Origin of the sequence: Pantoea agglomerans NBRC 102470, from assembly GCF_001598475.1 — a bacterium.
In the GTDB taxonomy this organism is placed as follows: Bacteria; Pseudomonadota; Gammaproteobacteria; order Enterobacterales; family Enterobacteriaceae; genus Pantoea; species Pantoea agglomerans.
Window position 1 is genome coordinate 118,764 of record NZ_BCZA01000009.1, and the last position, 19,057, is coordinate 137,820.

The window sequence follows — 19,057 nt, forward strand, 5'->3', positions numbered from 1 at the left end:
CATGCTCTAAAATCAGGCTTCATTCACCCATTACTACCGGATAGTCTCCATGAAGCACCTGCAGGTTGCAGTTGGCATCATTCGCAATGCCAGTAAACAAATTTTCCTTGCCCAGCGCGCGGCGACCTCTTACATGGCGAACAAGTGGGAGTTTCCTGGCGGTAAGATTGAAGCGGGCGAAAGCGCCGAACAGGGATTGATAAGGGAACTTCAGGAAGAGACCGGGATTGAGGTCACCGAGGCACGCCCGATTGGTCATGCAGACCACAGCTATGACGATCTGCGGGTGACGCTGCATTTCTTTCTGGTTGAAGGGTGGAAAGGAGAGCCGTGGGGCAAAGAGGGTCAGCCGCAGCGTTGGGTTGATCAGCATGCGTTGGTCGCGGAGGAGTTTCCGCCCGCGAATCATCAGCTGATTGCGCGTCTGATCGCCGGCGAACTCTGAGCGGATGGGGCAGCGCGCCCCATCCGGTTCGGCTGTCAGCGATCTTCTTCACTCCAGTTGTCACTGTCGTTCATATCGTCGCGGCTGGGAATGCGTTTCTCTTCTGCGGCCCACTCACCTAAATCAATGAGCTGGCAGCGCTTACTGCAAAAGGGGCGCCACGGGCTGAGTTCATCCCAGATCACATCTTTGCCGCACTGCGGACAGGCAACGGTCATCACTTCTTGCTGCATTTTTACCTCTAACAACAGGCCAGTTGAAAATTAAGGCGGGCCGGAACTTCACCACGCTCACTATCAAGCGGCATAAAACGAATGGCGTAGCGGCTTTTATGTCCGGACACCTGTGGATAGAGCGCATCTTCCAGCGACAACTGCAGTCGCAACAGATCGGCGCCTTCGGCATTATCCTGATAAAAACCATTAAGGCTGGTCTGCACATGAAACGCGCCGGACTGGCGGATCAGATCCAGTATCATCGCCAGCGCATGATGCAGTGGCTCCAGCGTCAGCATCCAGGCTTCGACCTGCGCATCGCGTGCTTCCTGCGGCAGATGGAGCCAGATGTGCAGGCCCGGCAAATCAAAGCTGCAGCATCCTCCAGGGATGCTCAGACGCTGCCGCACCAGGGCAATCAGACGGTCCTCGCGGAGTTGCTGGCCCATACGTGGGGCATTCATTAACTGCGTCGACTGAATTTTGAGTTTATCGCGCAGGGCATTAACCAGCGTCATATCAACACCTGGCACATCAGCCCATGCACGTAACTTTTGCTGCTGACGCTCCAGCTCTTTTAACAATTCAGTACGCATATCGCCACGCTCAAAAATGTCGAGCAGCTCGCTAATCAGGCGAAAAAAGGTCAGCGCATTAACGGTTTTATCCAGTGGGACAATTTCATCTAACTGATTGATCAAAAACTCAACCCGTAACCAGGTTCGCATTTTTTCATTCAGTGGGTGTTCAAACAGAACGGGTGTGCTCATGGTATTAATCCTGTTTCGTTGCCGCCAGCCTGAGATAGCGCTGATGGAGTTCGGCAACCTGCGGCAAGGCGTCGTCGGGCTCGCCACTGTTATCAATAATGTCATCGGCACAGGCGAGGCGCTGCTGGCGCGTCGCCTGTGCGGCAAGAATGCGTTTCGCCTGCGCGACGGAAAGATGATCACGCTGCCGGGTGCGCGCTAACTGCGTTGCCTCATCAACATCCACCACCAGTACCCGATCAGCCTGGTGCTGTAACTGATTTTCCACCAGTAGCGGCACCACCCAGAGCACATAAGGTGTGGTGGCTTCGGCGATCAATTGACGCGTCCGGGCATTAATCAGTGGATGCAGCAGCGCGTTTAACCAGCTTTTCTCTTCCGGCTGCTGAAAAATAATGTCGCGAAGCCGGCTACGATCAAGCTTCCCCTCATCAGTGACTATCGACGTGCCATAGCGCGCCTGAATGGCCTGCAAAGCGGGGGTGCCGGGTTCGACAACTTCACGTGCTATCAGGTCAGCATCAATAATTTCCACGCCAGACGCTGCGAATGCCTGGGCAATCGTACTTTTACCACTGCCGATCCCCCCTGTAAGCGCGACGATATAGGGCATGTTTCTCACCTGACTTCTCTGTTCGACAGGGCTTCAGGGTAATGATCTGAATAAAAAACGCAAAAATGCGCGTCAGATCACACCGATAAACCACAATTAAATTTAACGGATTGTAGCGTAAATAAAGTGAAATTCGCAGTCTTGTCGCGCAGCGAGAGGCGCGTATCATAACGTCACTGGAGCTGTGCTTACTTCGTGAACGACGATTCATTGCCACTTACCAGGACACTGTTTATGCGTATTGAAGAAGATTTAAAACTGGGCTTTAAAGATGTCTTAATCCGCCCCAAACGCTCCACGCTGCAAAGTCGCTCACAGGTTGAGCTGGAACGCAGCTTTACCTTCAGACATTCGGGCCTGAGCTGGAGCGGCGTACCGATTATCGCCGCCAACATGGATACCGTCGGCACATTTTCAATGGCTGAGGCGCTGGCCAGCTTCAATATCCTTACAGCAGTCCATAAGCATTACAGCGTAGATGAGTGGCGCGCGTTTATTCAGCGCGTCCCCGCGACGGTATTGAAACATGTGATGGTTTCAACCGGCACCTCGGAGGCCGATCTCAATAAACTGGTTGCGATTATGGCGCTGTCAGACGATCTGCAGTTTATCTGTATCGACGTGGCCAACGGTTACTCTCAGCATTTTGTTGATTTTCTGCAGCGCGCCCGTGAAACCTTCCCGGCTAAAACCATCTGTGCCGGTAACGTGGTAACGGGCGAAATGGTGGAAGAGCTGATTCTCTCTGGCGCGGATATCGTCAAAGTCGGCATTGGCCCGGGTTCGGTCTGTACAACCCGGGTGAAAACCGGCGTGGGCTATCCGCAGCTTTCCGCTGTCATTGAATGTGCCGATGCGGCGCATGGCTTAAGCGGACAGATTGTCAGTGATGGCGGCTGTTCAGTGCCTGGCGATATTGCGAAAGCGTTTGGCGGCGGTGCCGACTTCGTGATGCTGGGTGGCATGCTGGCGGCACATGATGAGTGTGAAGGGCAGGTGGTCGAAGAGAATGGCGAAAGCTTTATGCTGTTTTACGGCATGAGTTCCGAATCGGCGATGAAGCGTCACGTTGGCGGTGTCGCGCAATATCGCGCAGCAGAAGGTAAAACGGTGAAGCTGCCATTACGTGGCCCGGTTGCTGACACCGCGCGCGATATCCTGGGTGGATTGCGTTCTGCCTGCACTTATGTGGGGGCGGAGCGGCTGAAAGAGCTGACCAAGCGCACCACCTTTATTCGGGTTAATGAGCAGGAAAACCGCGTTTTCAACCGATAGTTATCCGGGGCGCAGCCTGCGCCCCTTAATGCATCGCATCACCCAGCCCGAACACCGGCAGATACATCGCAATCACCAGCGTGCCGACAATGCCGCCAATCACCATCATCATCATCGGTTCCAGCGAAGCAGCCAGCGTGTCAGCGCGCTCACGGGTTTCTGCCTCATGCCATTCCGCCAGACGAGCCAGCATTAAATCCAGCGCGCCCGCCTCTTCGCCGACGCGAACCAGCTGACCGCATAATGGTGTGAACAGCGGATGATGCATCAGCGCCTGATGCAGAGGATTCCCCTGAGCAATGTGCTGCTGCAGTCCGGCCATTGCTTCCCGCCATAGCAATGATGAGAGCGTCACTTCAACGGCAGCCAGTCCCTGTAGCAAAGTTAACCCGGCACGCTGTGTCAGATTCAGAATGGTGTAGATCTGCGTCAGCTGCGTGCCACGCCATAACCCGGAAAGCAGCGGGATGCGCAGGAAAATCGCCTGCTCACGGCGCTGCCAGCCCGCAGAGCGTCGTCGTAACTGATGCCACGCCACCAGCATCAGCGATACGCCGATGGCTAACACAGCTCCCCACTCCTGAAGCGCGGCAGATAACTGCATTACCGCTGCCGTAAAGGCGGGCAGGGGGGCATCAAAGGAGTCATAAACGGCAACGAACTCTGGCAGAACGAACAGGAGCATGCCGCAGGTGACCGCAATCGCCACCAGCAGAATGAACAGAGGATAACGCAGCGCCTTCGCCACCTGATGCCATAACTGCTGTTGCCGGATCTGCTGCCGGGCCAGCTCACTGCAACAGGTATCCAACTGACCGGTCAGTTCGCCCACCTCCATCAGGGCCGGATAGAGTGCCGGAAAAATCTGCGGCCATTCACGTAAAGCCTGCGAAAAAGGGGCACCGCTGAGTACCCGATGATGCAGGACAAGCATCAGAGCACGCCAGCCTGCATGCGGATGGCCCTCAGCCAGCAAAGCCAGACTCTCTGCCAGCGGCAGTCCCGCTTTGAGCAGGGTTGCCAGCTGACGAATCAGATCGGTTTTGTGCTGCCACTTCCACTCCCTCTGACGCCACACTTTTTCTCGCTTCCAGCTCACCGGCAGAAGATCGCGCTGCGTCAGCATCAGCAGCAGGTTATCACTGTCGATAGCCAGTAGCTGGCCACTGACTAACTGGCCCTGGCTATCGACCGCCTGCCAGCGAAATAAAGACGCATCAGCCATCGTCCAGCCCAATCACCCGTTGCATCTCTTCCAGCGAGGTATCGCCCCGGCTTACCGCTTCCAGGCCAGAAACCAGCAGGGTGCGTAATCCCTGCTGTTTCGCCAGGCTGAGCAAATTCTCCAGCGGCATTTCGGCGGCGATCGCATTTTGCAGCCTGGCATTGATCGGCAGCAGTTCAAACAGCGCCAGCCGGCCAAAATAGCCGGAAAAACAGTGGTCGCAGCCGGGTGCCCGCCAGGTTTGCAAGGTACCGGGCCAGAGTTCCGCAGGATAGTGCGCCACCGCCTGAGCGGGCTGACGGCAGTGGGGACAGAGGCGTCGAACCAGGCGCTGAGCAACAATCAGTTTCAGCGCCGACCCCAGAAGATAACCGGGAATACCCATCTGTCGCAGCCGGGTCAGGGTCTCGGCGGTGGAGTTGGTGTGCAGCGTCGACAGCACCAGATGCCCGGTCTGTGCCGCTTTAACCGCAATCTCCGCCGTTTCAGCATCGCGGATCTCCCCGACCATGATTACATCCGGATCCTGTCTCAGCAGCGCCCGCAGCACGCGGTTAAAATCGAGGCCGTTTTTAGCATGGATCTGCGTCTGGTTAATGCCGGGCAGGGGGATCTCAATCGGATCTTCAACGCTGCACAGATTTTTTTCCGGCGTATTCAGGGCACTGAGTCCGCTATAGAGCGTAAACGTCTTGCCGCTGCCGGTTGGCCCGGTGACCAGAATCAGCCCTTGCGGCTGCGCCAGCGCGGCGCAGAACAGGCGCAACTGCGCGGCGGGTAAGCCGAGCTTATCCAGCGACAGCGCCGCGCTTTCACTCTGCAACAGCCGGACCACCGCTTTCTCACCACCGTAGATGGGTAAGGTCGCCAGGCGAAAAGAGGCGGGTTTACCAGCGATCTCCAGACTGAACTGACCATCCTGCGGTAACCGGCGTTCGGCGATATCCAGTCCGCCGAGGATCTTCAGTCGCGCCAGCAGCGCAGCAGGCTGGGTGACGGGCAGGGAAGATAGAGGGTGCAATACACCATCGATACGCAGACGCACACGCAGGCCATCACGGCCGGGTTCGATATGTACATCAGAGGCGCGACGCTCCAGCGCCTGACGCAGGATCAGCTGTGTCGCTTCGATCGCTGATTCTGTGGGCGCCTCTTCGCGCGCCACCAGCGGTGTGTCAGCGTGCTGAAGCTGGTCGAGCCGGGCCTGCGGCCAGCACTCGATTTCAATCTGACACTGGCTGGCAAAATGGAGGGCTTCAGCCAGCCCTGGCGGCACGCTTTCCGCGACGGCAACACGCAGCTGGCTGGCATCATGGTGCAAAACCAGGGCACGATAGCGCTGACATAATGCCGCGATCGCCTCATCAGGCTTGCTCATCGCTGGCTCCTTTATCCGCAAAGCGGAAATGCTGCAGGCAATTGTCGCGCAGGCTATTGTTGCTGCTGGTGCAGCTGCGTTGCCAGCTGATGCCGCCCTCGGTGCTGTCCCAGAGCGGCAGCATTTCAACGCTCAGGCCATTCAGGCTCTCCTGGCCGGTCAGCGTAATGACCCCGTTAGTCACGCTCAGTGCCGAGACATAGCGCGATCCCCTGGCAGCAGGAATACCCGCTTCTCCGGCCTGACACTGCGTCGGGCCGCCGCGCTCCATGGCGCAAAGCTCAACAGCGGTTTTATAGGGCACCATGGTTTGCAGCATGTCGGTAAGGGCAGCACGCTGCAGATAATTTTGATAAGCGGGCAGGCCGATGGCACTTAAGATTGCCACAATACCCACCACAATCATCAGTTCAACCAGCGTAAATCCACGTTGATAATTCATCACATCGTCTCCGTATTAAGAAGGCGACAGGTTAAAAATCGGGAGCAGTGAAAGACAGGCAGAGATGGGCAAACTGGAAAGCGTGATGTGAACAGATTTCAGACTTACAGCGCAGTCGAAACTGCGCCGGAAGCAGGCTCGCAAAATCGCCGTGCTGAGTGACGGCGAGGCAGGCTATTTTTGTTTAAAGCGCATCGAGAGATCCAGCGCCCGCACATGCTTGGTCAGCGCGCCAACCGAAACATAGTCCACGCCGGTCAGGGCGATCTGTGGCAGGGTAGTTTCGGTGACGTTACCGGAGACCTCCAGCAACGCCCGACCCTGATTAAGTTCGACGGCGGCACGCATCGCTTCCAGGCTAAAGTTATCCAGCATCACGATATCGGCTTCGGCTTCCAGCGCCTGACGTAACTCCTCCAGCGATTCCACCTCAACTTCAACCGGCACATCGGGCTGCAGCCATTGCGCTCTTTCCACTGCCTGCCGAATCGAGCCGCTGGCAATAATATGGTTCTCTTTGATGAGATAAGCGTCAGAGAGGCCCAGCCGATGGTTGCTGCCACCGCCGCACAACACGGCATATTTCAGCGCAGTCCGCAGTCCGGGCAGGGTTTTACGCGTGTCCAGCAGTTGCGTCTGGCTTCCCGCCAGCAGCGCGGCATAGCGGCTGACTTCGGTAGCAACGCCTGAGAGCGTCTGCACAAAATTAAGCGCCGTTCGCTCGGCGGTCAGCAGCAGCCGGGCAGGCCCCTCCATTTCAAACAGCAGCTGGTCAGCCTCGATCTGATCACCATCTTCGACATGCCAGATCAGGGTCGCGTGTGAGCCGAGCTGAATGAACACCTCTTCAACCCAGCGTTTACCACAGAAAACACCGGCTTCGCGGGTGATGACCTGCGCATCGGCCTGGGTATCGGCGGGTAATAGCTGCGCGGTGATATCGCGGTCAGCGTCGATCTCGCCCCCGAGATCCTCTTTTAACGCCAGCGCAACGCTATCCGGAATGTCACTTTCAATGCGTTTAATCAGCGTCTGACGACGGCTGTCGGGATCATAACCACGGGATGACATAGGCGTTTTACTCCTGAAAGGGGAATGACAGAGGCGGTCACAATAGCCTGAACCGCCATTCGGTTCCAGCAACAGATAGCATTTTGTTTAGTATCCTTAACACGAAGTGTGTGAATGTCATCAGACCGGCACACTAAGAAGCAAGAATCCTTTATTATTCATGCTATTCTCAGCCAGTGAAATAAGGAAAACCGCTATGAAAATCAAACAGGGCTGGCTGACCCGCGTGCGTCATGTGCCGTCGCCGCATTGCAACGAACGCCCTGATAATGAGGCACCTTCACTGCTGGTGATCCACAATATCAGCCTGCCACCCGGTGAATTTGGCGGGCCATGGATCGATAAACTGTTCACCGGCTCCTTACCGCCCGATGCCCATCCCTATTTTGCGGATATCGCCGCGCTGAAAGTGGCGGCACACTGCCTGATTCGCCGTGACGGGGAGATCGTGCAGTATGTCCCCTTTGATAAACGCGCCTGGCATGCAGGCATTTCGCAGTTCGAAGGACGTGAGAACTGCAACGACTTCTCCATAGGCATCGAACTGGAAGGAACAGACAGTGAGCCTTATAGCGAGGCGCAATATCGGGCCTTGCAGCAGGTGACGCAATTACTGCTGCAACACTATCCGTTAACGCCTGCACGTATCACGGGGCACAGTGACATCGCACCGGTACGCAAAACCGATCCCGGACCTGCTTTTGACTGGGACTACTACAAACAGCTGTTAACGCAGCAAAAATCCTGATTTTTGCGGAGTCAGTATGACGTTGTTTACCTTGTTGTTGGTTTTAGGCTGGGAGCGCCTGTTTAAACTGGGCGAGCACTGGCAGCTCGAACACCGGCTGGAGCCGATCTTTCGCCAGCGCCACCATTTCTCAATGATGCGTACCCTGCTGATGACCGTGCTGGCGATGGCGCTGACCGCGCTGGTGATCTGGAGTCTGAAAGGGCTGCTGTTTGGCGTGCTGCAACTGCTCTTCTGGATTGTTGCCGGACTGCTCTGTATCGGTGCGGGGTCGGTGCGACAGCACTACCACAGCTACCTGAAAGCGGCCAGTCACGACGACGATGCTGCGCATCAGGCGATGGCGGCTGAACTGACGCTGATTCATGGCGTGCCGGTGGAATGCAGCGAGCGCGAGTTCCTGCGTGAACTGCAGAATGCCCTGATCTGGATAAACTTCCGTTTCTACCTTGCGCCAATGTTCTGGCTGGTGGTAGGCGGTCCGTGGGGGCCGGTGCTGCTGGTGGGTTACGCTTTTCTGCGGGCCTGGCAAGGCTGGCTGGCAAAGCACGGAACACCGATGGCGCGTTCACAATCTGGCGTGGATGCCATTCTGCATCTTCTCGACTGGATCCCGGTGCGGCTGGCGGGTGTGGCTTACGCCCTGCTGGGTCATGGCGAAAAAGCGCTGCCCGCCTGGTTTGCTTCGCTGACCGATCGGCATCGTTCTCAGTATCAGGTGCTGACGACTCTGGCGCAGTTCTCATTGTCACGCGATCCGCACACCGATAAAGTCGAAACGCCACGGGTTGCCGTGGCGTTAGCGAAACGTACCTCACTGGTACTGGTGGTCGCTGTCGCGTTGCTGACGATTTACGGCACGCTGGTGTAATCGGCAGGCGGCACGCCGAAATCAGGCGTGCCATCTTCCCGCCAGCTGAAATATTTCAGTCGGGTATGGCGGTTCGGATCCCATAACGGATCGCCTTCAATTTCAGTGTAGTTACGCGCGTGGTATACCAGCACGTCGCGTCCCGCCTCATCCTGGGTAAAACTGTTGTGACCCGGTCCATACTGATGGTTGTCCCAGCTGGAGACAAATACCGGCCGTGTAGACTTTTGCCATGCGGCGACATCAAGCGGGTCGGCATCAACGTCAATCGACAGTATCCCCAGACAGTAATTCTCATCGGTGGCGCTGGCAGAGTAGGTCACAAACAGCCGATTCCCGTGACGGATAACCGCCGGTCCTTCATTAACGCTAAAGCCTGCGCACTCCCACTCATATTCCGGCCGGCTCAGCATCACCGGCGTGCCTTTCAGCGTCCAGGGATTAAGCAGCTCAGCCAGATAGAGGTTAGAGTTGCCGGGAATCAATGGATCTTTCTGCGCCCAGAGATACCAGTTTTTACCCTGATGCATGAAGTGGGTGGCATCCAGTGAGAAGCTGTCGAACTGGCTGAAGACCCGGCGGCAGGGCTGCCAATCGCCCTGCAGCGGATCTTCCGCCTCACACACCAGCGCATACATCCGGTGCTGAAACAGTCCCTCTTTGATTTCACGCGTCGGTGCTGCCGCGAAATAGATGACCCACTGTCCGTCAATGTAGTGCAGCTCAGGTGCCCAGATTAACTCGCTAAAGGGGCCGCTCTCGGGCTTGCGCCAGACGACCACCGGCTCGGCGCTGCGCAGGCCAGCCAACGTCGTGGCGCGACGGATCTCCAGCCGGTCATACTCCGGCACCGATGCCACAAAGTAATAGTACTGTTCATGACGCAGGATAAAGGGGTCGGCGCGCTGCTCGATAAAAGGATTCGGCCAGTCTGGGGTCATTTTACATCTCCTGTTTGCGGGGCAGCACCGTCGCGCAGGCGGACAGTGTGTAAATCATGGAAGTTTTCGCGGCGCAGCGCGAGATCCTGCTGGATGGTAATCATCATTTTGCGGTCGACCTTCATCAGTCGTACCACACCGGCGGTAATCAGATAGCCGACACCCGGAATAATGGTGAACAGCAGCATGATGCCGTTAATCGCCTCAGTTGACTGCTGCTTAGCGCCTGCATTGTAGCCATAGATCGACAGCAGAAAGCCGACCATCGCACCGGCAACCGCCAGTCCCACCTTGAGGAAGAACAGGTTGCCGGAGAAGCTAATGCCGGTGATGCGTTTGCCGGTTTTCCATTCGCCGTAGTCATCCACATCGGCCATCAGTGACCAGTGCAGCGGAGAGGGGATCTGATGCAGGATATTCAGCACAAAGTAGGCGATCACGACCATCACGGTGGCGTGGGGATCGATCCAGTAGAACCCGCTGGAGAAGAGTGCCAGCGCGATATTGGTCCAGAAGAAGACTTTGAGTTTGCACCAGCGATCGGTGAGCAGTTTCGCCAGCGTGCTGCCGACCATCATGCCAATCACACCCAGGCTGATAAACAGCGTGGCGAAATGCGTTGACTGGCCCATGACCCAGGTCACGTAATACATGGTGGCCGCCATGCGGATGAAGCCGGGACAGACGTTACAGAAGGTCAGCAGGAGAATGCGTACCCACTGGTCATTCTTCCAGACGTCACGCAGATCTTTTTTCAGGTCATCATTGCTCGGCACGGCAGGGCGGATACGTTCACGTACCGTGGCAAAGCAGAACAGAAACATCGCCAGGCCAATGGTTGCCAGTACCGCCATCGCCATCTGGTAGCCGCGCGCTTTGTCTTCGCCACCGAACCACTCTGCCATCGGCAGCAGGGACAGAGAGAGTATCAGCGTGGCGATGCCGACCATGACAAAGCGATAAGACTGGCAGGAGACGCGCTCACCGGGATCGTTGGTAATCACGCCGCCCAGAGAGCAGTAAGGAATGTTAATCGCCGTGTAGGTCAGTGACATCAGGAAGTAGGTGACGAAGGCCCAGATCACCTTGTTGTGATAGGTCCAGTCTGGCGTGGTGAACATCAATACGCTGAACACGACGTAAGGTACGGAAACCCACAGCAGCCAGGGACGAAAGCGACCCCAGCGACTCTGGGTGCGATCGGCGATCGCGCCCATAATCGGATCGGTTACCGCATCGAGCACTCTGACCGAGAGCAGCAGGGTTCCCACCAGCGCCGGGGCCAGGCCGAAAACGTCGGTATAGAAGTAGTTCAGGAACAGCATGATGGCACCGCCAATCATGTTGCATCCGGCATCGCCCATGCCATATCCCAGTTTTTCCCGAAACGGGAGGGCTGTACCTTTCATGGTTTTCTCCTGCGCATCCAGTGTGAACAGGAATTATTGGCAGGAAATCAGCGAGATGAACGGGAGTAATTCGTTATGAAGATGGACAAAACAGTTGCGGGGAGAGAAGTGTGAACTGGATCGGGGCAGTTGAGACGGGCAGGGAGGCGCGGATGACGTGCTGCAACCCCGCAGGAGGTCGCAGCACGTGGTAAAGCATCAGGCTTTCTGTGTCTGGTTCTTGATAAAGTAACCCACGCCCAGAATCACCAGCCAGACCGGAATCAGCCAGACAGAGATCGCCATGCCCGGCGTGGTCGCCATCAGTACCAGAATCGCCGCCAGGAAAATCAGGCAAATCCAGTTACCCGCCGGATAGAGCAGCGCTTTAAAGCGGGTGGTTACGCCCTGCTGATCTTTCTTACGACGGAACTTAAGGTGCGCCAGGCTGATCATCGCCCAGTTGATCACCAGCGCAGAGACGACCAGCGACATCAGCAGGCCAAACGCTTCACCCGGCATCAGATAGTTGATCAGCACACAGAGCGCAGTGGCGACAGCAGAGACCAGAATCGTTAACACCGGCACACCGCGACGATCGACTTTCAGCAGCGCTTTTGGCGCATTACCCTGCTGTGCCAGACCAAACAGCATACGGCTGTTACAGTAAACGCAGCTGTTATAGACCGACAGCGCCGCTGTCAGGATGACCACGTTGAGCGCATTCGCCACCATGGCATCGCCCAGCTCGTGGAAGATAAAGACAAACGGGCTGACTTCTGACGTGACACGCGTCCACGGCATCAGTGACAGCAGCACCGCCAGCGAACCAATATAGAAAATCAGAATACGCCACAGCACCTGGTTGGTCGCTTTTGGAATGCTCACTTCCGGGTTATCCGCTTCAGCGGCGGTGATACCTACCAGCTCCAGCCCACCAAACGAGAACATGATAATCGCCATGACCATCACCAGACCGCCGATGCCATGCGGGAAAAATCCGCCCTGTTCCCACAGGTTGCGCACGGTAGCCTGCGGACCCGCGTGTCCGCTGAACAGCAACCAGCCTCCGAACAGGATCATGCCAATCACCGCAACCACTTTAACGATGGCGAACCAGAACTCCATCTCACCAAACACTTTCACATTGGTCAGGTTAATGGCGTTAATCATCACGAAGAAGATGGCAGCCGAAGCCCAGGTCGGAAAGTCTGGCCACCAGAACTGGACATATTTGCCAACGGCGGTGAGTTCCGCCATGGCGACCAGCACATAGAGCACCCAGTAGTTCCAGCCTGAGGCGAAGCCTGCAAAGTTGCCCCAGTATTTATACGCGAAGTGGCTGAAGCTGCCGGCGACCGGCTCTTCCACGACCATTTCGCCTAACTGACGCATGATTAAAAAGGCAATAAAACCGGCAATCGCATAGCCCAGAATTACGGCCGGTCCGGCGGATTCAATGACCGATGCACTGCCCAGAAACAGGCCGGTTCCCACTGCACCACCCAGCGCGATGAGCTGAATATGGCGGTTCTTGAGACCACGTTTCAGCGCTTCGCCTTGCTGTTGTTCCATACAAACCTCGTGATGTTTTTATTCTTCGTTCGCAGCGCAGGACGCTGTAATGAAGTAGTTACAATAACGTATTGATTATTTTACGGTATCTGGCGTGCTGAATAGTGCCATCTGCTACCCTGGCGACAAGAATAGTGATAAGCGAATCGCTTTGCACCTGCTTTCGCCTTTCGTGCTGAGAGTTGACTGAAAAAACGCCGTCCTGGTCACGTCTGCCCACAGCAACTTCTGCCATGAAATTCCGTTAATGACGAATAGCTTTCACTTATGTCTGCCGCTGCGCTAACGCGCTAAGCGGGTGTAAGGTTTGGTAAAAGTGAAATTATTTAACATTTGCGGTAACGCACATTTTTCATTTTTTTAACCGCAAGTTAGCGCCAGCACAGGCTTTGGGGGCAGGTGAATGTCGCAGACACCATATAGACACAAGGTGAATACTTTGTTACTTTACCGGCACCTCTTTGCAATTGGTATTACCAATTTACTCCGGACGATTGGCTTAATAAGAAGGGACGATGGCTTACAGTAAGATTCGCCAACCTAAGCTCTCCGACGCTATCGAGCAACAGCTCGAATCGCTGATTATGGAAGGGACCCTGCGTCCGGGAGAGAAGCTGCTGCCTGAGCGCGAACTCGCCAAACAATTCGATGTCTCACGTCCGTCTCTCCGCGAAGCGATCCAGCGCTTAGAAGCCAAAGGATTATTGCTGCGCCGACAGGGTGGCGGAACGTTCGTGCAGGAGAATCTCTGGCAAAGCTTAAGCGATCCACTCGTTGAGCTTCTCGCCGACCATCCGGAATCACAGTTTGATCTGCTGGAAACGCGCCATGCCTTAGAAGGCATCGCCGCCTATTACGCGGCGCTGCGCGGCACAGAGGAAGACCTGCTGCGCATTCGCGACTGCCATGTGAATATCCAGCAGGCGCAGGACAGCGGCGATTTAGACGCCGAAGCGGACGCAGTGATGCAGTATCAGATCGCTGTCACAGAAGCGGCCCATAATGTTGTGCTTTTACATTTGCTACGCTCAATGGGCCCTATGCTGGAACAAAACGTTCGCCAGAATTTCGAATTGCTCTACTCGCGCCGGGAAATGCTGGCAAAAGTGAGCGGTCACCGCGCCAGAATCTTTGAGGCGATTGTGGCTCGTGAGCCAGAAAAAGCGCGCGAGGCTTCACACCGTCACCTGGCGTTCATAGAGGAAATCTTGCTGGACAGAAGTCGGGAGCAGAGCCGTCGAGAACGCTCCCTGCGTCGTTTACAGCAACGTAAGGAATAACGTGCGACAAAGATCGTACTGACATCAGACGAGCCTGCCTGCATCTGCTTTAACAGGCTCCCGATTATTCAACGTATTAGACACAGATAAGGAACACACCCATGTCAGAACGTTTACACAATGACGTGGATCCGATTGAAACTCGTGACTGGCTACAGGCGATCGAATCGGTCATCCGTGAAGAAGGTGTTGAACGTGCACAGTATCTGATTGATCAGGTACTGGGTGCAGCCCGCAAAGGCGGCGTAAACGTGGCTGCAGGATCTTCTGCAATCAGCAACTACATCAACTCTATTGCCGTTGAAGATGAACCCGATTATCCGGGCAATACCTCTCTTGAACGTCGTATCCGTTCCGCAATTCGCTGGAACGCCATCATGTCGGTGCTGCGCGCATCGAAGAAAGATCTGGAACTCGGCGGCCACATGTCCTCCTTCCAGTCTTCTGCGACGATTTATGAAGTGTGCTTCAACCACTTCTTCCGCGCGCGCAGTGAGAAGGATGGCGGCGATCTGGTCTATTTCCAGGGCCACATCTCTCCCGGCATCTATGCCCGTGCGTTCCTTGAAGGCCGCCTGACCGAAGACCAGATGAATAACTTCCGTCAGGAAGTTGACGGTAAAGGCCTCTCTTCTTATCCGCACCCGAAATTAATGCCGGAATTCTGGCAGTTCCCGACCGTATCAATGGGTCTGGGTCCGCTGTCGGCTATCTACCAGGCGAAGTTCCTGAAGTATCTGGAACACCGTGGCCTGAAAGATACCTCTGCTCAGACCGTTTACGCCTTCCTGGGTGACGGTGAGATGGATGAGCCAGAATCCAAAGGCGCGATCACCATCGCGACCCGTGAAAAACTGGATAACCTGGTCTTCATCATCAACTGCAACCTGCAGCGTCTGGATGGCCCGGTTACCGGTAATGGCAAGATCATCAACGAGCTGGAAGGCATCTTTGCCGGCGCTGGCTGGGAAGTGATCAAGGTCATCTGGGGCGGTCGCTGGGATGAGCTGCTGCGCAAAGATACCAGCGGCAAGCTGATTCAGCTGATGAACGAAACCGTCGACGGCGACTACCAGACCTTCAAATCCCGTGATGGTGCCTATGTGCGTGAGCACTTCTTTGGTAAATATCCGGAAACCGCCGCGCTGGTTAAAGATCTGTCCGATGATGAAATCTGGGCATTGAACCGTGGCGGCCACGATCCGAAGAAAATCTACGCGGCACTGAAAAAAGCGCAGGACACCAAAGGCAAGCCAGTACTGATCCTGGCGCATACCATCAAAGGTTATGGTATGGGCGACACCGCGGAAGGCAAAAACATTGCCCACCAGGTGAAGAAGATGAACATGGATGGCGTGCGCTATATCCGTGATCGCTTCAACGTGCCAGTTGCAGATGACAAAATTGAATCACTGCCGTACGTGACCTTTGAAAAGGGCTCTGAAGAGCACACGTATCTGCACGGTCAGCGTGAGAAGTTAGGCGGCTACCTGCCAACACGTCAGCCGAAGTTCACTGAAAAGCTGGAAATGCCAGCACTCGAAGAGTTCAGTGCGCTGCTGGATGAGCAGAACAAAGAGATCTCAACCACCATCGCCTTTGTGCGTGCCCTGAACGTGATGCTGAAGAACAAGTCGATCAAAGATCGCCTGGTTCCGATCCTCGCCGATGAAGCGCGTACCTTTGGTATGGAAGGTCTGTTCCGTCAGATTGGTATCTACAGCCCGAACGGTCAGCAGTACACCCCGCAGGACCGCGAGCAGGTTGCTTACTACAAAGAAGACGAGAAAGGCCAGATTCTGCAGGAAGGGATCAACGAGCTGGGCGCAGGTTCATCCTGGCTGGCTGCGGCGACCTCTTACAGCACCAATAACCTGCCGATGATCCCGTTCTACATCTATTACTCGATGTTCGGCTTCCAGCGTATCGGCGATCTGATGTGGCTGGCGGGCGACCAACAGGCGCGCGGCTTCCTGGTCGGCGGCACCTCAGGTCGTACTACCCTGAACGGCGAAGGTTTGCAGCATGAAGATGGTCACAGCCACATTCAGTCGCTGACTATCCCGAACTGTATCTCCTACGATCCTTCTTACGCCTATGAAGTCGCTGTCATCATGCATGACGGTCTGGTGCGTATGTATGGCGAAGCGCAGGAGAACGTTTACTACTACATCACCACGCTGAACGAAAACTACCATATGCCAGCAATGCCCGCTGGTGCAGAAGAGGGTATCCGTAAGGGTATCTACAAACTGGAAACGGTAGACGGCAGCAAAGGCAAAGTGCAGCTGCTGGGCTCAGGTTCTATCCTGCGTCATGTGCGTGAAGCTGCGCAGATCCTGGCGAAAGATTACGGTATCGGCTCTGATGTCTACAGCGTCACCTCGTTCACTGAACTGGCACGTGATGGCCAGGATTGTGAGCGCTGGAACATGCTGCATCCGACAGAAGAAGCGCGCGTACCTTACATCGCTCAGGTGATGAACGACGCACCTGCTGTCGCCTCAACTGACTACATGAAACTGTTCGCTGAGCAGGTTCGTAGCTATGTCCCGGCCAGCGATTATCGCGTACTGGGTACCGATGGCTTTGGTCGCTCTGACAGCCGTGAGAACCTGCGTCATCACTTTGAAGTTGATGCATCTTATGTGGTGGTTGCCGCGCTGGGTGAGCTGGCTAAACGCGGCGAGATCGAGAAGAAAGTGGTGGCCGACGCGATCACCCGATTCAATATCGATGCCGATAAAGTTAACCCGCGTCTGGCTTAAGAGGTAATAGAGTAATGGCTATCGAAATTAAGGTACCGGATATCGGGTCTGACGAAGTTGAAGTCACCGAGATTCTGGTGAAAGTTGGCGACAAGGTGGAAGCCGAGCAGTCGCTGATCACCGTGGAAGGCGACAAAGCCTCAATGGAAGTGCCGTCGCCGCAGGCTGGCGTAGTGAAAGAGATCAAAATCTCTACCGGTGACAAAGTTGAGACCGGCTCACTGATCATGGTGTTTGATGCTGAAGGCGCTGCGGAAGCAGCACCTGCCGCCGCCGAAGAGAAAAAAGCGGACGCGGCGCCAGCGCCAGCCGCTGCTGCGGCCACTGCCAGCAAAGAAGTGGCTGTGCCGGATATCGGCGGTGACGAAGTTGAAGTCACTGAGATTCTGGTTAAGGTTGGCGACAAAGTCGAAGCCGAGCAGTCACTGATTGTGGTGGAAGGCGATAAAGCGTCGATGGAAGTCCCGGCTCCGTTCGCGGGTGTGGTCAAAGAGATCACTATTTCCACCGGCGACAAGGTCAGCACCGGTTCAGCCATCATGGTCTTTGAAGCAGAAGGCGCAGCACCGGCCTCTGACGCGAAGCCAGAAGTGAAAGAAGAAGCGGCATCGGCACCTGCCGCGGCTGCAGGCGCCAAAGACGTTAACGTCCCGGATATCGGCGGTGATGAAGTTGAAGTTACCGAGATTCTGGTCAAAGTTGGCGACAAAGTTGAAGCTGAGCAGTCACTGATTGTGGTTGAAGGCGACAAAGCCTCTATGGAAGTGCCTGCGCCGTTTGCAGGTACCGTCAAAGAGCTGAAAGTGGCGACCGGCGATAAAGTCAGCACCGGCTCACTGATCATGGTGTTCGAAGTCGAAGGTGCTGCTCCGGCTGCCCCTGCGGCCGCGAAACAGGAAGCCGCACCGGCCCCTGCTGCCAAATCTGAAGCTAAAGCCGCGGCACCCGCTCCAGCTAAAGCGGAAAGCAAAGGTGAGTTCGCAGAGAACGACGCTTACGTTCACGCTACCCCGGTGATCCGTCGCCTGGCGCGCGAGTTCGGTGTTAACCTGGCGAAAGTCAAAGGCACCGGCCGTAAAGGTCGCATTCTGAAAGAAGACGTGCAGACTTACGTGAAAGAGGCCGTGAAACGCGCTGAAGCAGCACCAGCTGCAGCCAGCGGTGGCGGTCTGCCAGGCATGCTGCCATGGCCGAAAGTTGATTTTAGTAAGTTTGGCGAAATCGAAGAAGTCGAACTGGGTCGTATCCAGAAAATTTCTGGCGCGAACCTGAGCCGTAACTGGGTAATGATCCCGCACGTTACGCATTTCGACAAAACCGATATCACCGATCTGGAAGCCTTCCGTAAGCAGCAGAATGCTGAAGCAGAGAAGCGTAAGCTGGATGTGAAGTACACCCCGGTGGTGTTCATCATGAAAGCGGTCGCGGCGGCGCTTGAGCAGATGCCACGCTTCAACAGCTCGCTGTCTGAAGATGCGCAGAAACTGACGCTGAAAAAATATATCAACATCGGTGTGGCGGTTGATACGCCAAATGGCCTGGTAGTTCCGGTCTTTAAAGACGTGAACAAGAAAGGCATCACCGAGCTGTCGCGTGAACTGATGGCGATTTCGAAGAAAGCGCGTGACGGTAAGCTGACAGCGGGCGACATGCAGGGCGGATGTTTCACCATCTCCAGCCTGGGCGGCCTGGGCACCACGCACTTCGCGCCAATCGTGAACGCGCCGGAAGTGGCTATCCTGGGTGTCTCTAAATCGGCGATGGAGCCGGTGTGGAACGGTAAAGAGTTTACTCCGCGTCTGATGATGCCGATTTCTCTCTCCTTCGACCACCGCGTAATCGACGGTGCTGATGGTGCGCGATTCATCACCATCATCGGCAATATGTTGTCTGACATTCGTCGTTTAGTTATGTAAATGTAAAGAAGGCCGGCGGAAGCCGGCCTTCCTGTAACGATTCGTCGCGCCGCGGTTGGCAGTTTGTTAACAATTCTGTAAACTCTTGCGGTGAAAGTCCCGGTGGAACAAGGGCATTATAAGAAAGTCTGACCCG

Annotated in this window: 17 protein-coding genes; 7 read left to right on the top strand and 10 right to left on the bottom strand. The window is 55.7% G+C overall.

What is annotated here, in order from left to right; genetic code table 11:
• Positions 1-49 precede the first annotated feature (49 nt).
• Entirely contained in the window at positions 50-445 is a 396-nt protein-coding gene (mutT, locus tag PAG01S_RS17660; protein ID WP_010253900.1) for an 8-oxo-dGTP diphosphatase MutT, read from the top strand.
• Between the two features lie 35 nt (positions 446-480).
• Here the strand turns inward: mutT and yacG are convergent, their stop codons facing one another.
• From yacG to coaE, 3 genes are read right to left on the bottom strand one after another with little or no spacing between them, the layout of a single operon-like run.
• Positions 481-678, bottom strand: a complete 198-nt coding sequence (gene yacG / locus PAG01S_RS17665; protein ID WP_010253903.1) for a DNA gyrase inhibitor YacG — start codon at positions 676-678, stop codon at positions 481-483.
• 8 nt (positions 679-686) lie between these two features.
• Positions 687-1,430 (bottom strand): cell division protein ZapD, encoded by a 744-nt coding sequence (zapD, locus tag PAG01S_RS17670; RefSeq protein WP_033756556.1) that lies wholly within the window; start codon positions 1,428-1,430, stop codon positions 687-689.
• A gap of 4 nt (positions 1,431-1,434) precedes the next feature.
• Positions 1,435-2,043: a dephospho-CoA kinase gene (gene coaE / locus PAG01S_RS17675; RefSeq protein ID WP_010253911.1), complete on the bottom strand. Its 609-nt coding sequence runs from the start codon at positions 2,041-2,043 to the stop codon at positions 1,435-1,437.
• A gap of 234 nt (positions 2,044-2,277) precedes the next feature.
• Here coaE and PAG01S_RS17680 point away from each other — a divergent pair, with 234 nt between their 5' ends.
• Complete coding sequence (locus tag PAG01S_RS17680; RefSeq protein WP_010671832.1) at positions 2,278-3,318, top strand: GMP reductase; 1,041 nt, start codon at positions 2,278-2,280, stop codon at positions 3,316-3,318.
• A 25-nt stretch (positions 3,319-3,343) separates the two neighbouring features.
• On the opposite strand, the gene hofC is transcribed toward PAG01S_RS17680, so the two are convergent.
• The 4 genes from hofC to nadC all read right to left on the bottom strand — a co-directional run bounded on the left by hofC (position 3,344) and on the right by nadC (position 7,434).
• Positions 3,344-4,543 carry a protein transport protein HofC gene (gene hofC / locus PAG01S_RS17685; protein ID WP_062759489.1) on the bottom strand — a complete coding sequence of 400 codons (1,200 nt, stop codon included), beginning with the start codon at positions 4,541-4,543 and terminating at the stop codon, positions 3,344-3,346.
• On the bottom strand, positions 4,536-5,921 hold the full coding sequence (gspE, locus tag PAG01S_RS17690) for a type II secretion system protein GspE (RefSeq protein ID WP_033770961.1): 1,386 nt from the start codon (positions 5,919-5,921) through the stop codon (positions 4,536-4,538). Before gspE ends, hofC begins: the two co-directional genes overlap by 8 nt.
• Positions 5,908-6,363 (bottom strand): prepilin peptidase-dependent pilin, encoded by a 456-nt coding sequence (gene ppdD / locus PAG01S_RS17695; RefSeq protein WP_062759490.1) that lies wholly within the window; start codon positions 6,361-6,363, stop codon positions 5,908-5,910. The genes gspE and ppdD overlap by 14 nt, the downstream gene beginning before the upstream one ends.
• Positions 6,364-6,537: 174 nt before the next feature.
• Entirely contained in the window at positions 6,538-7,434 is an 897-nt protein-coding gene (gene nadC / locus PAG01S_RS17700; protein ID WP_062759491.1) for a carboxylating nicotinate-nucleotide diphosphorylase, read from the bottom strand.
• A 196-nt stretch (positions 7,435-7,630) separates the two neighbouring features.
• Between nadC and ampD the strand changes: the two genes are divergently transcribed.
• Together ampD and ampE are read left to right on the top strand one after the other, a co-directional pair.
• Positions 7,631-8,182, top strand: coding sequence for a 1,6-anhydro-N-acetylmuramyl-L-alanine amidase AmpD (gene ampD / locus PAG01S_RS17705; RefSeq protein WP_062759492.1), 552 nt, complete (start codon positions 7,631-7,633; stop codon positions 8,180-8,182).
• A 16-nt stretch (positions 8,183-8,198) separates the two neighbouring features.
• On the top strand, positions 8,199-9,053 hold the full coding sequence (gene ampE, locus PAG01S_RS17710) for a beta-lactamase regulator AmpE (protein ID WP_031593556.1): 855 nt from the start codon (positions 8,199-8,201) through the stop codon (positions 9,051-9,053).
• On the opposite strand, the gene PAG01S_RS17715 is transcribed toward ampE, so the two are convergent.
• The 3 genes from PAG01S_RS17715 to aroP all read right to left on the bottom strand — a co-directional run bounded on the left by PAG01S_RS17715 (position 9,035) and on the right by aroP (position 12,957).
• Positions 9,035-9,994, bottom strand: coding sequence for a glycoside hydrolase family 43 protein (locus PAG01S_RS17715; RefSeq protein WP_062759493.1), 960 nt, complete (start codon positions 9,992-9,994; stop codon positions 9,035-9,037). The genes ampE and PAG01S_RS17715 overlap by 19 nt on opposite strands.
• Positions 9,991-11,403 carry a glycoside-pentoside-hexuronide (GPH):cation symporter gene (locus PAG01S_RS17720; protein WP_062759494.1) on the bottom strand — a complete coding sequence of 471 codons (1,413 nt, stop codon included), beginning with the start codon at positions 11,401-11,403 and terminating at the stop codon, positions 9,991-9,993. Before PAG01S_RS17720 ends, PAG01S_RS17715 begins: the two co-directional genes overlap by 4 nt.
• Positions 11,404-11,601: 198 nt before the next feature.
• On the bottom strand, positions 11,602-12,957 hold the full coding sequence (gene aroP, locus PAG01S_RS17725; protein WP_010253939.1) for an aromatic amino acid transporter AroP: 1,356 nt from the start codon (positions 12,955-12,957) through the stop codon (positions 11,602-11,604).
• A 515-nt stretch (positions 12,958-13,472) separates the two neighbouring features.
• Here aroP and pdhR point away from each other — a divergent pair.
• The 3 genes from pdhR (at position 13,473) to aceF (ending at position 18,921) form a co-directional block, all read left to right on the top strand.
• Positions 13,473-14,237, top strand: a complete 765-nt coding sequence (gene pdhR / locus PAG01S_RS17730; RefSeq protein ID WP_010253942.1) for a pyruvate dehydrogenase complex transcriptional repressor PdhR — start codon at positions 13,473-13,475, stop codon at positions 14,235-14,237.
• Positions 14,238-14,338: 101 nt separating this feature from the next.
• Entirely contained in the window at positions 14,339-17,005 is a 2,667-nt protein-coding gene (gene aceE / locus PAG01S_RS17735) for a pyruvate dehydrogenase (acetyl-transferring), homodimeric type (protein ID WP_010253944.1), read from the top strand.
• 14 nt (positions 17,006-17,019) lie between these two features.
• Positions 17,020-18,921 carry a pyruvate dehydrogenase complex dihydrolipoyllysine-residue acetyltransferase gene (gene aceF / locus PAG01S_RS17740; RefSeq protein WP_010671838.1) on the top strand — a complete coding sequence of 634 codons (1,902 nt, stop codon included), beginning with the start codon at positions 17,020-17,022 and terminating at the stop codon, positions 18,919-18,921.
• The last annotated feature ends 136 nt before the right edge of the window (positions 18,922-19,057 follow it).